The sequence below is a fragment of the Psychrobacter sp. TWP2-1-2 genome, assembly GCF_049896785.1.
Classification (GTDB): Bacteria; Pseudomonadota; Gammaproteobacteria; order Pseudomonadales; family Moraxellaceae; genus Psychrobacter.
The window spans coordinates 295,191-309,017 of sequence record NZ_JAFCVA010000001.1; the positions used below are offsets into that span (position 1 = coordinate 295,191).

Here is a 13,827-nt window from a genome sequence, read left to right on the forward strand (position 1 = left end):
ATGCGTTTGACTCAATTATTATCTGATTCCCCACGTAATGCCATTTTGATTGGTTTGTGTTTTTTAGTGCTACTGATATTGCCTTGGCTCCATTTACTACCTGAAACTTCTAGTTTTCACCTGTCTGCTTATTGGATAACTTTGATTGGTAAAATAATGGCACTCGCCATGGTAGCCCTGGCTTTAGACTTGGTATGGGGCTATGCAGGCATCCTAAGCTTAGGTCATGGTCTTTATTTTGCGCTAGGAGGTTATGCTTTTGGTATGTACTTGACGCGTGAAACTGCTGGCACGGGCTTGCCAGATTTTATGCGTTTTTTGAGTTGGACTGAATTGCCATGGTATTGGGCAGGCACTCAACATTTCTGGTGGGCAATGGCTTTAGTGGTGCTAGTTCCCGGTCTGGTCGCTTTTATCTTTGGCTATTTTGCTTTTCGCTCAAAGATTAAAGGGGTTTATTTTTCGATTATTACTCAGGCCATGACCTACGCGGCAGCTTTACTGTTTTTCCGTAACGAAACAGGCTTTGGTGGTAACAATGGCTTCACAGGTTTTACGACGCTACTAGGTTATGACATCACTGCCTCTTCAACGAGGACTGTGCTGTGCTTTACGACCGCTTTGGCGCTGCTACTGTCATATCTTGGACTACGCTATCTGATGAGCCAGCCTTATGGGCGTGTACTCGGTGCCATCCGTGATAGTGAAAATCGCTTGCAATATCTAGGCTATCGCACGCTTTGGTACAAGCTTTCAGCTTGGGTATTGTCTGCAATAATAGCTGGTATCGCTGGTGCTCTATATGTACCGCAAGTTGGCATCATTAATCCAGGTGAGATGAACCCCGTCAACTCTATCGAGATGGCAGTATGGGTGGCTGCTGGAGGTAGAGGTTCATTAATCGGTGCCATTGTAGGCGCTGGTACAATTAATGTGATTAAAACGTATTTTACCGTCGCCTATCCGGAGTTTTGGTTACTTATTCTAGGCGGATTATTTGTAGTGGTTACTTTATTTTTACCTAACGGCATCATTGGCGTACTTGATCGTCTTAAGAAGGAAAAAGAATAATGTCAATAATATGTAATAATACTGCTTCCCAAAAAACAGCTAACGATGCGCTTACTAAAAATAAAAATGATCCTAGTATACATAAGCCAATGGGAAGTTTTGACAATACAAATAACATAACGATTGCAGAAACCACGCCTACCCGACCAGTCACTAGTTTGGCTGAAGATTATGGAGATAGCGGTGGCTTAGCGCATCCTGTTTCTAAATCAGGTCCAGATATGAGACATGGTATTGCGCTATATTTAGAAGGCGTTAGCGTATGGTTTGACTCATTCCGTGCACTCAATGATTTGTCTTTATACATTGAGGCAGGCGAGCTGCGCTGCATCATTGGTCCTAATGGTGCAGGTAAGACGACTTTAATGGATGTTATTACGGGTAAAACGCGCCCGACCACAGGCAGCGCATTTTTCGGTCAAGTACATAATTTAGCCAAACTATCTACCGAAGAAATAGCGGAAGCAGGCATTGGCCGTAAGTTTCAAAAACCTACCGTGTTTGAGAAATTTACCGTACTCGATAACTTAATGCTGGCCGCGCCAAAGGATAAGCGAGTGTCAAAAAGCTGGCTTACTCGTATTGATGCAGAAATCCAAGATACCCTTGACTCAACGCTTGATCAAATACGCCTAAAAGAGCTGATTAACAAGCCAGCAGGACTATTGTCTCATGGTCAAAAACAGTGGCTAGAGATTGGAATGTTACTGATGCAAAGACCAAAACTTATCTTACTTGATGAACCAGTAGCAGGCATGACAGATGCCGAAACTGAACATACCGCTGAGTTATGTCTACGCCTTAAAAAGAATCATACTTTAATCGTGGTTGAGCATGACATGACCTTTATTGATGTAATAAGTGAGAAAGTAACGGTCTTAGCAAATGGCGCTATTTTGGCTGAAGGGACGTTGAGTGAAGTACAGAACAACGAAGCCGTTATTGAGACCTATTTGGGTCGGTAATAAGCTCAGGTCGATAACAAATAGTAACACTTAAAAATAGACCTAAAAAATAGAGGTGCTTATATGTTAGAAATTAATGCCATAAATCAATATTATGGTGGCAGTCACATTTTACGTGATGTCACCCTCGCCGCCCCTGTAGGAGAATGTAGCGTGGTGCTGGGTCGTAATGGCGTCGGTAAAACCACCTTGCTTAAATGCTTGATGGGCATCCTACCAATAAAATCAGGTGAAATTTTATTAGACGGTAAGGACATTAGTCAGATGACGCCTGAGCAACGTGTACGCGCAGGACTCGCTTATGTACCGCAAGGACGTGATATCTTTTCCACCTTGACCGTTGAAGAAAACATTCTGATTGGCATGGCGAAATTCTCTCAACGTAAAGCAAGCAAAGTACCCAAACACTTGTATGATATCTTTCCCGTGCTAGATGAAATGAAGCATCGCCGCGGTGGCGATCTATCAGGCGGTCAGCAGCAGCAGCTCGCTATTGCTCGTGCGCTTGCATCAGAGCCTCGAGTACTAGTACTTGATGAGCCGACTGAGGGTATTCAGCCCTCTATCATCAAGGACATCGGGTGGGTGATTAGGGATTTAGGTTATCAAGGTGAGATGGCAATTGTACTGGTTGAGCAGTTTTATGATTTTGCAGAAGAGCTTGCCGATAACTATACCGTACTTTCTCGAGGACAAGTGGTTGCTCAAGGGGCTGGAGTTGACATGGCAAAAAACAACATTCAAGAGTTGGTGGCAATCTAAAAGGACACTTTATAAAAAGACACTTTCTAAAAGGAAATACAGTTTTGACTTGGCAATCCTCACTACAGCTTCATTTCGACTGCGCCTCTAATGCTGCAAAAACTCGGCTGTATCATCGTGCCCATACTGGCGCACTCATGGTGCAGCGTGCGCTTTATCCTGAGCCTGATACTGATAACAGTCAAGCAGGAATTTGCCATATTTATGTGTTGTATCCTCCTGCTGGTATCGCCGATGATGACCGCTTAACATTGGAATTTAACCTAAAATCTAATAGTCATGCGGTGATTACTACTCCTGGAGCCGGTAAATGGTACGGGCAACGGCAGTCATTACGATCCTCTAAACCCAACGATTTATCAAAACCTACCGAGGGCACTCAAGCGACAACTAGCAACGACTCCGACCATCCTCTCGACACTACTTTCAACAATGCCGTCAGCGCAGAACAGCATATCGACGCCCGCCTCGATGACCACGCTGTCCTAGAATGGCTACCCCAAGAAAGCATTTATTACGATTATTCCAACTCTAATGCGAATAACCGCTTTTATTTAGCTAAGACAGCAAGTTTATTGACTTGGGATATTGCTGTGTTCGGACGTCAAGCGTATCAAGAGACGTTTGCTAATGGTCATTATGCCAACCGCTTAGAGATATGGCGTGAGGGCAGTTTATTGGTCAGCGAATGCACCTCCCAGCAAGCAAATACGCGCTGGTTTACCTCACCATTAGGACTGAACAATCAACATGTGCATGGCTCTTTTTGGGCAATACCTAGCACAGAGGTCATTGCACCTGAGTTACAGAATAATCCGCTCAAGCTTGGTCAATATTTAGATGCCACTATTACCGAGCTACGCCATCTCATTGATCAGCAGTCACTCCCCATTCACTGTACTCATAATTTTCAAGGTATCAATTGCCGTTATTTAGGGGCAGATGTGCGCGCTTGCTTTGAGGCTTTTTACCAAATTCGCGAGCTTATCAGGTCTAAATGGTACACGCTTGAACCTCATCGACCGAGAATTTGGGATACCTAATACCATGTGCTCCTGCATACTATCATCCTTAAACAGTGCTGAATCAAACCAGAATAACTCTACTTATCCTATTTACTTTATAAAGATTAAAACGAATTATAACCTTCAGAAGACAATAATTATTAAGGAAGTTTTATGCAGTTAAATCCTACCGAAAAAGATAAACTCTTACTATTTACAGCCGGTATGGTAGCGGAACGTCGTAAGAATCGTGGCGTCAAGCTTAATTATCCTGAGTCTATCGCTTATATCAGCATGCTACTGATGGAAGGCGCGCGTGATGGCAAAACCGTGGCGCAACTAATGAGTGAAGGAGCCACTTACCTCTCTGCCGATGACGTCATGGAAGGCATTGCAGAGATGATACATGATGTCCAAGTTGAAGCCACTTTCCCCGATGGCACTAAGCTGGTGACGGTACATAACCCCATCGTGTAGCTTACTTGCTATAAAGCCGTATAAAACGATATTGAACGAGAGCCATTGCCATAAGACGATTAAGGATAACAAAAATGACGATAAAAGCAGGCGAATATAATATTAAAGCAGGCGATATGGCTTTGAATGCTGGTCGATATGTTCAAACCATAACGGTAATCAATACCGGCGACCGCCCTATTCAAATCGGTTCTCACTATCACTTCTTTGAGGTAAATGCAGCACTGAGCTTTGATCGAGAGTCGACGCTTGGCTATCGACTCAATATCTTATCTGGTACTGCGGTACGCTTTGAGCCAGGACAAGCACGAAAAGTTGAGTTAGTCGCTATCGCCGGTAAACAACACATCTATGGTTTTTCAGGCAAGGTTATGGGCGTTGTAGACCCTAAAATCTCTCAAAATACCTCGAAAAAACGCATTGACCGACGTATTTATGCTGAACATTTTGGCCCTACCTCAGGAGATAAGGTACGCTTAGCCGATACGAATTTATGGCTTGAGGTTGAATATGACTTGACCAGTCACAGTGACCAACATACTGATAGCATCAGCATTGGTGAAGAGGTTAAATTTGGTGGCGGCAAGGTAATCCGCGATGGTATGGGTCAATCACAGCTAATAGGTGAGCAAGTTGCCGATACTATTATTACCAATGCTTTGATTGTGGACTACAGCGGTATCTATAAGGCAGATGTCGCTATCAAAGAGGGTCGTATCAGTGGCATTGGTAAAGCTGGCAACCCTGATATTCAGCCTAATGTGACGTTACCTATTGGCGCTGCTACCGAAATTATCGCAGGAGAAGGTAAAATATTAACTGCTGGTGGGATCGATAGCCATATTCACTTCATTGCACCGCAGCAGTGTGAGACGGCATTGATGTCTGGTGTAACCACGATGTTAGGCGGTGGTACGGGACCTGCTGAAGGTACTCTTGCCACCACTTGTACGCCTGGTGCTTATCATATTCACAGCATGCTAAAAGCCACTGATGCTATTCCGATGAACATCGGATTCTTGGGTAAAGGCAACGTCAGTTTATCTGCCCCCATTGTAGAGCAGATTGAAGCGGGTGCTATCGGGCTTAAGCTTCATGAAGACTGGGGCTCCACGCCCAAAGCCATTGATAACTGCCTTAGCGTGGCTGAAGAATATGATGTGCAAGTGGCGATTCATACTGATACGTTAAATGAAAGCGGCTATTTAGATAGCACTCTAGGCGCGTTTAAAGACCGCTGTATTCACACCTTCCATACCGAAGGCGCTGGCGGCGGTCATGCCCCAGATATCTTAAAAGCTATTGGCGAAACCAATGTTTTACCCTCATCAACCAACCCGACGCGCCCTTTCACCATTAATACCATTGACGAGCATCTCGACATGCTCATGGTTTGTCACCATTTAAGCCCAGCCATTGCTGAAGATGTCGCTTTTGCAGAAAGTCGTATTCGTAAAGAAACCATTGCCGCCGAAGATATTTTACAAGACATGGGTGCCATCTCCATGATGAGTAGTGATTCGCAAGCGATGGGACGCGTGGGAGAAGTCATTATTCGCACGTGGCAAACGGCTGATAAAATGAAAGCCCAACGTGGTCATCTGGCTCCTGATCAATCAGCTAAAACTGAGCAAGCATTAGAAAATATCATGCTCAGTCCTACGGACTCTGATAGCAGCAATGATAATTTTCGTATCAAACGCTACCTCGCAAAATACACCATCAACCCTGCCATCACTCATGGCATTAGTGACGAAGTGGGATCCATTGAAGTAGATAAATGGGCGGATTTAATTTTATGGTCGCCGGCATTTTTTGGCGTAAAGCCCGACCTTATTATTAAAGGCGGCTTGATTGCGGCAGCGTCCATGGGTGACCTCAATGCTTCCATTTCAACCCCGCAGCCTGTGCACTATCGCAGTCTGTTTGGTAGCTTCCCCAAGACAGTAGCGCAGACTTGCATCACCTTTATGTCAAGTGCGGCTATTGATAAGGGTGTTGATAGGCAATTAGGACTAGAAAAGGTCATTAAAGCGGTACACAACATTCGTAAGGTACGTAAACAAGACATGAAGTTTAATAGCTACTGTCCTAAGATGGAGGTTAACCCAGAAACCTATGAAGTGTACGCCGATGGTGAGCTGTTGACCTGTGAGCCTGCCGACTATCTACCGATGGCACAGCGCTATTTTTTATTCTAGCTACTTTTTATTGTCGTGCTGATAATCTACCATCAGCTGTCAACCATCTACTTTAACGGACTATAAACATAATTATGAACATTTATACGCAACGTCTTGATCTATCAACCCTTAGCGCTGAACAACAAGCAATTATTGATAGGCAAAAACAGGCAGAAAACTTTTTATATTTAGATTTCGATACCCGTCAGCGTAGCCGTTTTAAAGCAGAAACCCAGCATCAAGAATCCATTGGTGTTGATTTGCCACGTACGGAAACCATTAAAAATGGCAGTGTGCTGGCAGACCATCAAGGCAACTTGATACAAATAATAGCTGCTAAGCAAGCTTTGATAGAAGTAACCGCTGATAATGGCTTTGACCTTATGAAAGGCGCTTACCATTTAGGCAACCGCCATGTTCCTTTAATGCTGACACCTAATGCACTGTACTTTGAGCCTGATCATGTTTTAGAAGCGATGTTAAATCAACTTGGCCTACATACCCAAGCCGTACAAGCGCCATTTGAGCCAGAAACGGGTGCGTATAAAGGTGAGCACGGCGGACATTCTCACTCTCATAGCCACAATCGTGATCACAGTCACAGTCATGAACATAGCGGTAACCATCAGCACAATCACTCTGACGCTCACAGCCATAGCCATAGCCGTAGCCGTAGCCGTAGCCGTAATCATGAGCATACTCATGACTAATCACGCCACGCACTCCCAGCATCCTGCCAGTACCGCACAAGGTATAAATGATCTGAATAATACAGAGGTAACTGGACGTTTGCTCATGCTGGCGTCAAGCAACCTACCTATTGGCAGTTATACCTACTCGCAAGGCATAGAGCCTGCTATCGAGTCAGGGCTCATTCACGACGAAAGCAGTGGTTTAGCGTTTATGAGTGACTATTTGGAGCTGGCATTGTGTCGTTATGAGCTACCGCTACTGGCGCTGATGATAGAGGCAATTATGATTAATGATGTGGCGCTGACTGATGCTTTAGGTGCCGATTATCACGCTAGCCGCGAAACCAAAGAGTTCGTCTATGAGTCAAGTCAATTGGCGCTGTCTTTATCCGCATGGCTAGATAATGTTCTTGAGCTTAATGTGCCTGATAGCTTACTCGCTCATGGGTTTTTGCCACTGTTTGCCCATATCAGCTCGCACTGGCAACTTAAGCCTGTACAAGCCATGACCACCTATGCCTTTGGTCAAATTGAAAACATGGTGCTGGCTGCGGTTAAGACCGTACCGCTTGGACAAATGGCAGGACAGCGCATCATTTGGCAGCTGCAACAGTTATTAAGTCAGCAAATACAGCCACTGGCTGCTAACGTCCAGCAAAAATTTTCGCACGTTCAACATATGGCGTTAATGACTGATTGCTCTGATATAACAACATTTAAGCGAAATCTTCTCTATCAACAGCTACATATGTCCGCCAACCTACCAAATTTAGCCATACTGTCTTGTCAGCATGAAAGGCAATACAGCCGCCTATTTCGCTCTTAATCGCTAATAAACATAACTCTCATCAAGGAACTTTATTTATGGCCCTAACACCCAAAATCGAAAACAAAAATTTAGAAACGACGCTCTCTCCTCTACGCTTAGGTATTGGCGGCCCTGTAGGCTCAGGAAAAACGGCATTGACGCTGAGACTATGTCAACGCCTGCGGGATGATATCAATATGGCCGTGGTAACTAATGATATTTATACCAAAGAAGACTCTGAATTTTTAACCCGTCATGAGGCGATGCCAGCTGAGCGCATTCGCGGTGTTGAAACTGGTGGCTGCCCGCATACTGCCATCCGTGAAGATGCCTCAATTAACTTATCTGCCATCGCCGAATTACAGCAGCAATTTTCAGGTCTTGAGCTTATTATCATCGAGTCTGGTGGTGATAATTTGGCAGCAACTTTTAGCCCTGAATTGTCCGACTTGACACTATATGTCATTGACGTATCAGCAGGCGATAAAATTCCTCGTAAAGGCGGCCCTGGTATCATGAAATCGGACTTACTCATTATCAATAAAACCGACCTTGCCCCTTTCGTAGGCGCGTCACTTGAGGTGATGGCGCATGATGCCAAAAAAATGCGCGGTGATAAGCCTGTGGTATTCAGCAACATGAAAACAGGCGAAGGTCTTGATGACATTGTTACTTTTATCTTAGATAAAGGCATGTTAAGTATGGCGTAGAATGCCTTAGGTGATGGTATCAATAAGTGCTCTACAAACCGCTGATGGATCAGTGGATTATCAGTCAGTTTTTATATCGATTTGTTTATTTATTAAGGATTTATCATGACAACAGACACAGCCAAAACGATGACACGCAAGAACCTCTTCCAAAAAACCACCATAATCAGTGGCTTAGCACTGTTATCATTACTACCAACACTCGCATTTGCTCACCCTGGGCATGGCTTGATGGCAGCAGATGGCTCATTTAGCCTTTCAATATTGTCTGGTATATTGCACCCTTTGACTGGGTTCGACCATATGATGTTAGCGCTGGGCATGGGCATGCTATTTACTCAAATGCACAGCTTTAAAAAAGGCTTTGTAGCACTGTTAATTGGTCTAGTAACAGGATTTGTACTGAGTTTAAGTGTGAGCTTGAATAGCCTGTTTATTGAATACGGTATTCTACTCTCTATCGTACTACTGACCATGGCACTTATGAGCCGCTACTTTAATGTGACATTGAATCAAAGCCACGAGATGTCCGTCAAAACTGTGTATAAATTCTTAATCATTGGCTTTGGTGCGCTTGCTATGTTCCACGGTGCTGCTCATGCAATCGAAGTGCCTGCAAACAGTAATACCGCTGGCTTCTTTACGGGTATGATTGTTGCCATGCTAGGTCTATATACTATCGGCAAAGGATTTGCCACTTATCTAAACACTCACCTGCAAGACAGTTTGATTATTCAACGTGTTATAGCTGTTTTCGGTTTATGCGGTGTGCTGTTAGGGTAACTTTGTTAATTTATACACAGAGTTATTTAACACGGTAGTAAGCTGAAGTGTAATGCACGCAGGTGACACTATATAAATTGCCTTGTGACATTGCCTTATGCCCCTGATCTTATGACAGCTCTTAAAGAAACTCTTAAAGAAATAAGGCCGCTCAAGCGACCGCTTAGCTCACAGCAGGATTAGCATTCAAAAAGGTTTGGGCTATAAGAAGCTTTAGATAATAAGTATGAAATGGTCATCAGAAAAAAAGGACAAATTAATGTCCTTTTTTTGGCTTTTGGTTTACTCAATGCTTACCAGCTAAAGCCCATACCCATGCCACCAGAGTTCTCATCTTTCGTGAAAGCGCCACCGAGACTAAAGCTGGTATTGGGATTAATGACACGCTGATATCCTAAGGAAACCGCTTGCTCGGAACCCTGAAAACCTGCACCCACGCCTATGCGGTTCTTACCTTGTAGACCTGACGTGCTGGTTGCCATGTTTAACATCGCAGCACTCATCGCACCTTGACGATCAAAACGATCATCAATTTCCTTAAAGCGCTGTCCATTGTCTTGCAGATAATTGTGAATAGAGTCATTTAGAGCATTAAATTTAGTATCAGTATAAGTGTTCGAGGTTTCGATAGCGCTTGTTTTTGCGTCTTGTAACTGACTGACATTGACTGCGTCATTATCAGCGGTACCATTAGCAACATTGATAATCTGACGCTGGTTAATATCCGAACCAACCGACACTGTGTTTTCACGGTTGGAGCTAGAGTCATTGCCGAGTACCACGGCGTTTTTTGCCGAAGTATTGACATTATTGCCAAGCACAAAAGTATTGTCGCCAGACACGGTATTATTATTGCCCATACTATAGCTGTTATTGCCACTGACCGTACTTGGATCGCCAATCGCACCTGAATGATTTCCAGTCACTTTATTACCAGTGCCAATGCTGATAGCTTGCTCGCCGATTGCTTGAGCACCATCTCCCATTGCAATAGATTGCTTGCCCTGCGCCGACGCGTTAGTGCCTAAAGCCATTGCGTTGTCTCCACTAGCAATCGCTTCTGCAGACGTACCACCATTGATGCTTAGGTATTTATGCTGTGCAGCAATGTCCTGTTTAACGATCAACACCTGATCATTCGTATAACTTTGTGACGATGCTAGAGTCTCGGTTGCTTTGTCGTCGGTGTAGCCTTTGGAGGCGGTCAAAGTTTCGGTGGCTTTGCCATCAGTGTAACCTTTTGATGCGGTTAAAGTTTCAGTCGCTTTACCATCGGTGTAGCCTTTAGAGGCGGTCAAAGTCTCAGTCGCTTTACCATCGGTGTAGCCTTTGGAGGCAGTCAAAGTCTCGGTTGCTTTGTCTTCGGTGTAACCTTTGGAGGCAGTCAAAGTCTCAGTCGCTTTACCATCGGTGTAACCTTTGGAGGCAGTCAAAGTCTCGGTTGCTTTGTCGTCGGTGTAACCTTTTGATGCGGTTAAAGTCTCGGTTGCTTTGTCGTCGGTATAGCCTTTGGAGGCGGTCAAAGTCTCGGTTGCTTTGTCGTCGGTATAGCCTTTGGAGGCGGTCAAAGTCTCGGTTGCTTTGCCATCGGTGTAACCTTTTGAGGCGGTTAAAGTTTCAGTCGCTTTGTCGTCGGTATAACCTTTTGAGGCGGTTAAGGTTTCGGTTGCTTTGTCGTCGGTATATCGTTTATTTACCGCATCTGTATCATTTGTTGCATCTGCCACGTTAGTGATACGTTTTTCGAAACCCTTGCTACCAACTGAAATCGTATCTCTTTCATCTGCAATAGAGAAACTACCGATGGCGGTTGCGCCTGTCGCAGTTGCTTGGCTATTACTGCCAAACACGCTGCTGTCTGTACCTGATGCGGTATTCTGATAACCAACTGCAACACTGTAGTCACCCTCTGATGTATTTTCAAAACCGACGGCACTACTGTCTTCACCTGATGCTGTATTATTATAACCGACGGCACTGCTATTTACATTCGAGGCGGTGTTTTTATAGCCAATTGCACTGCTATTTATGTTCGATGCCGTGTTGTTATAACCAAATGCACTACTATAACCCTCTGAGGCGATATTATTAGAGCCTACCGCACTGCTATTGATACGCGATGCGGTATTGTTATAACCAACGGCACTACTGTACTTAACTGATGCTTCATTATTAGCACCTAACGCACTACTATAATCACCTGATGCGGCATTAGTATAACCAACCGCACTGCTATAAATACCCGAAGACTCATTAGAAATACCTGTTGCGCTGCTATAACTGCCCTTTGCTTTATTTGCATAGCCTAGCGCAGTAGCTTCACTCAATGCTTCATTATCAATACCTAAAGCACTGCTATTGAGACCGTCTGCTGCATTATTTATTCCACAGGCTAGTGCAATTGCACCTGTTGCCGTACTTCCTCCAGAAACAGGATCCGTTACGCACACCACGCCTGCCCACACTGTCGAACCACTGATCACTGCGATACTGAAAACAAGCCCTTTTAGAGTCAACATCTTATAGTCATTTGAGCGAGCTATCAGGGCGATAGTGCCAGTCGTGCCACTGGTCTTACCAGCGCTCTTAGTATTTTCAGATACCACCACTATACAACCTAGTGATTGACTCCAAATCTTTTTAAATACTTTATTCATAGCTCGCTCCATAAGTCCAAAAACTACTCGTTGATAAAATCAAGGCTATCTATTTCACTTACTATGCCACTTACATTAACCATGCTCGTAAATGACAGCTGTCACTTATTAAAGCACAAAGCTAACATACCTGTATATTTATATTAAAGGATGTTTAATCTTCAGGGCTGTCTTAGATAAGCAAAATAATCTGGGATAGTTTTATGGGGAAATAGCGTTATGAGTAAGATTCACCCACCCAAATGCTCACTGCACAGTGAGTATAACGATTGTTATATCGGTAAGAGTGAGCGCGTCTGGTAGGATTACAAGTGCCGTTATGGCACTCGCAAGGTCTGGTAGCAGATAAATCTGAGGGCGTATCTAAGGAGATTTGGAATGGCATAGAGAATGTTGAACAAGTAACACTTGAGTGGATAGACTGATTTCATAACCCAAACAATCCATCTAAATGATTCACTCACGTAAATCATCCACGACTGCCAACATAGCCACTAATGAGGCTTCCCCTAATTTCATAGAGCGCTCTGGTGACCAACCTGTATCCGCATCGGGGACATTATTGTTGTCTATAAATGGCATCTCCAAGGTATTGGCAAGGCAGTCAAAACGTTCGGCAACCCAGTGAGTCGCAAGCGTCATGTTCGCTGTACCCGGTGCATCTACGTCATAGCCCTCTTCCGTCTGAAAGTCAGCACTGGCGAGCTTTAACACTTCTGAAAATCTATCGCGTAGACGCGCGAGACGGTCGCTATAATTTGGCGTACCCTGCGAGCCAGCAAGGAACACAAAAGGTATTTCTTCATCACCGTGTACATCATAAAACAAGTCAACGCCCGTTTCTTCCATTTTATTAATAACATGAAAGACTTCAGGGCTGGTCTCTAAACTTGGATTTGACCAAGCACGGTTTAGGTTAGTCCCAACTGCGTTGGTACGCAAATGACCTCGCACGCTGCCATCTGGGTTCATATTGGGCACGATGTAAAAGTTAGCTTTATCTAATAATAATTTACCCGTGGCATTATCACCATCTAATAGGCTATGCAGTAGACCATCGACCAACCATTCAGCCATCGTTTCACCGGGATGTTGACGTGCCGTAATCCAAATATTGCGTTTAGGCGCATCGTTATTGCTAGCGCCATCACTAATTTTGACTAAGGTTAAATCGCGCTTATCAAGGGTTTCTCCCAAATGCTCTAACGTCACTAATGGATGCATTTGTACCGCTGCTAATAAATCTTGATGACGCTCATCACTGTAAGGGGCAAAAAAAGCAATTTGAATGGTTTCACATTCCAACTCTGCCGTTATGGTTAGTTTGCCGTCTTTATAAGAGGTGGGCAGACGGAACCAATAGTCACGATCGTACGACGCCACCGCTTGGTAATTCTCCCACCCTGCAGGGAATGCTGCATCCCCTGCATTCATAATATTGAGCACATATTGCTCACCAACCTCACCTGTCAAGCGAAAATTAAACCACTGAAAAAACTCGCCACCGACGTCTGGACGAATAGCCAATTGGATATTTTTTTTATCTTCTAAATTAATAACCTCAATATTACCAGCATCGAAATTAGCAGTGATATGCATAAATTTTCCTTAATTATTTTTTAGATATCTTAGTGAGTATTTGTAAAGTACCTGAGCATAAACGATTAAAAACAAGCAGGATAGAGACGCTAACAAATCATCTTAAAGAATAGTAA

General features: G+C 44.0%; 12 protein-coding genes. 10 read left to right on the forward strand and 2 right to left on the reverse strand.

Annotation, left to right across the window (positions count from 1 at the left end; all coding sequences use genetic code 11):
- From urtC to ACP7AE_RS01235, 10 genes are all read left to right on the forward strand, one after another.
- Positions 1-1,071, forward strand: coding sequence for an urea ABC transporter permease subunit UrtC (urtC, locus tag ACP7AE_RS01190; RefSeq protein ID WP_426241073.1), 1,071 nt, complete (start codon positions 1-3; stop codon positions 1,069-1,071).
- A complete protein-coding gene (urtD, locus tag ACP7AE_RS01195; RefSeq protein ID WP_426241074.1) occupies positions 1,071-2,036 on the forward strand; it encodes an urea ABC transporter ATP-binding protein UrtD in 966 nt (321 codons plus the stop codon). The genes urtC and urtD overlap by 1 nt, the downstream gene beginning before the upstream one ends.
- Positions 2,037-2,099: 63 nt before the next feature.
- Positions 2,100-2,798 (forward strand): urea ABC transporter ATP-binding subunit UrtE, encoded by a 699-nt coding sequence (gene urtE / locus ACP7AE_RS01200; RefSeq protein ID WP_426241075.1) that lies wholly within the window; start codon positions 2,100-2,102, stop codon positions 2,796-2,798.
- A 44-nt stretch (positions 2,799-2,842) separates the two neighbouring features.
- On the forward strand, positions 2,843-3,841 hold the full coding sequence (locus ACP7AE_RS01205) for an urease accessory protein UreD (protein WP_426241076.1): 999 nt from the start codon (positions 2,843-2,845) through the stop codon (positions 3,839-3,841).
- A gap of 135 nt (positions 3,842-3,976) precedes the next feature.
- A complete protein-coding gene (gene ureA / locus ACP7AE_RS01210; RefSeq protein WP_010200554.1) occupies positions 3,977-4,279 on the forward strand; it encodes an urease subunit gamma in 303 nt (100 codons plus the stop codon).
- Between the two features lie 74 nt (positions 4,280-4,353).
- Positions 4,354-6,480, forward strand: coding sequence for an urease subunit alpha (gene ureC / locus ACP7AE_RS01215; protein WP_426241077.1), 2,127 nt, complete (start codon positions 4,354-4,356; stop codon positions 6,478-6,480).
- 74 nt (positions 6,481-6,554) lie between these two features.
- Positions 6,555-7,172 (forward strand): urease accessory protein UreE, encoded by a 618-nt coding sequence (gene ureE / locus ACP7AE_RS01220; protein WP_426241078.1) that lies wholly within the window; start codon positions 6,555-6,557, stop codon positions 7,170-7,172.
- The gene (locus ACP7AE_RS01225; protein ID WP_201539143.1) at positions 7,165-7,980 is read left to right on the forward strand and encodes an urease accessory protein UreF; all 816 of its coding nucleotides are present in this window, start codon (positions 7,165-7,167) and stop codon (positions 7,978-7,980) included. The genes ureE and ACP7AE_RS01225 overlap by 8 nt, the downstream gene beginning before the upstream one ends.
- A gap of 38 nt (positions 7,981-8,018) precedes the next feature.
- Positions 8,019-8,672: an urease accessory protein UreG gene (gene ureG / locus ACP7AE_RS01230; RefSeq protein ID WP_426241079.1), complete on the forward strand. Its 654-nt coding sequence runs from the start codon at positions 8,019-8,021 to the stop codon at positions 8,670-8,672.
- Positions 8,673-8,777: 105 nt separating this feature from the next.
- Positions 8,778-9,455, forward strand: a complete 678-nt coding sequence (locus ACP7AE_RS01235; protein ID WP_426241080.1) for a HupE/UreJ family protein — start codon at positions 8,778-8,780, stop codon at positions 9,453-9,455.
- Between the two features lie 293 nt (positions 9,456-9,748).
- On the opposite strand, the gene ACP7AE_RS01240 is transcribed toward ACP7AE_RS01235, so the two are convergent.
- On the reverse strand, positions 9,749-12,112 hold the full coding sequence (locus tag ACP7AE_RS01240; RefSeq protein WP_426241081.1) for an ESPR-type extended signal peptide-containing protein: 2,364 nt from the start codon (positions 12,110-12,112) through the stop codon (positions 9,749-9,751).
- A 456-nt stretch (positions 12,113-12,568) separates the two neighbouring features.
- The gene (locus ACP7AE_RS01245; protein ID WP_426241082.1) at positions 12,569-13,711 is read right to left on the reverse strand and encodes a M14 family metallopeptidase; all 1,143 of its coding nucleotides are present in this window, start codon (positions 13,709-13,711) and stop codon (positions 12,569-12,571) included.
- Between the last annotated feature and the right edge of the window lie 116 nt (positions 13,712-13,827).

What these genes read in the sequence shown, in the direction of transcription:
- urtC (WP_426241073.1), top strand. Translation starts at nt 1, where the DNA reads ATGCGTTTGACTCAATTATTATCTGATTCCCCACGTAATGCCATTTTG.
- urtD (WP_426241074.1), top strand. Translation starts at nt 1,071, where the DNA reads ATGTCAATAATATGTAATAATACTGCTTCCCAAAAAACAGCTAACGAT.
- urtE (WP_426241075.1), top strand. Translation starts at nt 2,100, where the DNA reads ATGTTAGAAATTAATGCCATAAATCAATATTATGGTGGCAGTCACATT.
- ureA (WP_010200554.1), top strand. Translation starts at nt 3,977, where the DNA reads ATGCAGTTAAATCCTACCGAAAAAGATAAACTCTTACTATTTACAGCC.
- ureC (WP_426241077.1), top strand. Translation starts at nt 4,354, where the DNA reads ATGACGATAAAAGCAGGCGAATATAATATTAAAGCAGGCGATATGGCT.
- ureE (WP_426241078.1), top strand. Translation starts at nt 6,555, where the DNA reads ATGAACATTTATACGCAACGTCTTGATCTATCAACCCTTAGCGCTGAA.
- ACP7AE_RS01225 (WP_201539143.1), top strand. Translation starts at nt 7,165, where the DNA reads ATGACTAATCACGCCACGCACTCCCAGCATCCTGCCAGTACCGCACAA.
- ureG (WP_426241079.1), top strand. Translation starts at nt 8,019, where the DNA reads ATGGCCCTAACACCCAAAATCGAAAACAAAAATTTAGAAACGACGCTC.
- ACP7AE_RS01235 (WP_426241080.1), top strand. Translation starts at nt 8,778, where the DNA reads ATGACAACAGACACAGCCAAAACGATGACACGCAAGAACCTCTTCCAA.
- ACP7AE_RS01240 (WP_426241081.1), bottom strand. Translation starts at nt 12,112, where the DNA reads ATGAATAAAGTATTTAAAAAGATTTGGAGTCAATCACTAGGTTGTATA.
- ACP7AE_RS01245 (WP_426241082.1), bottom strand. Translation starts at nt 13,711, where the DNA reads ATGCATATCACTGCTAATTTCGATGCTGGTAATATTGAGGTTATTAAT.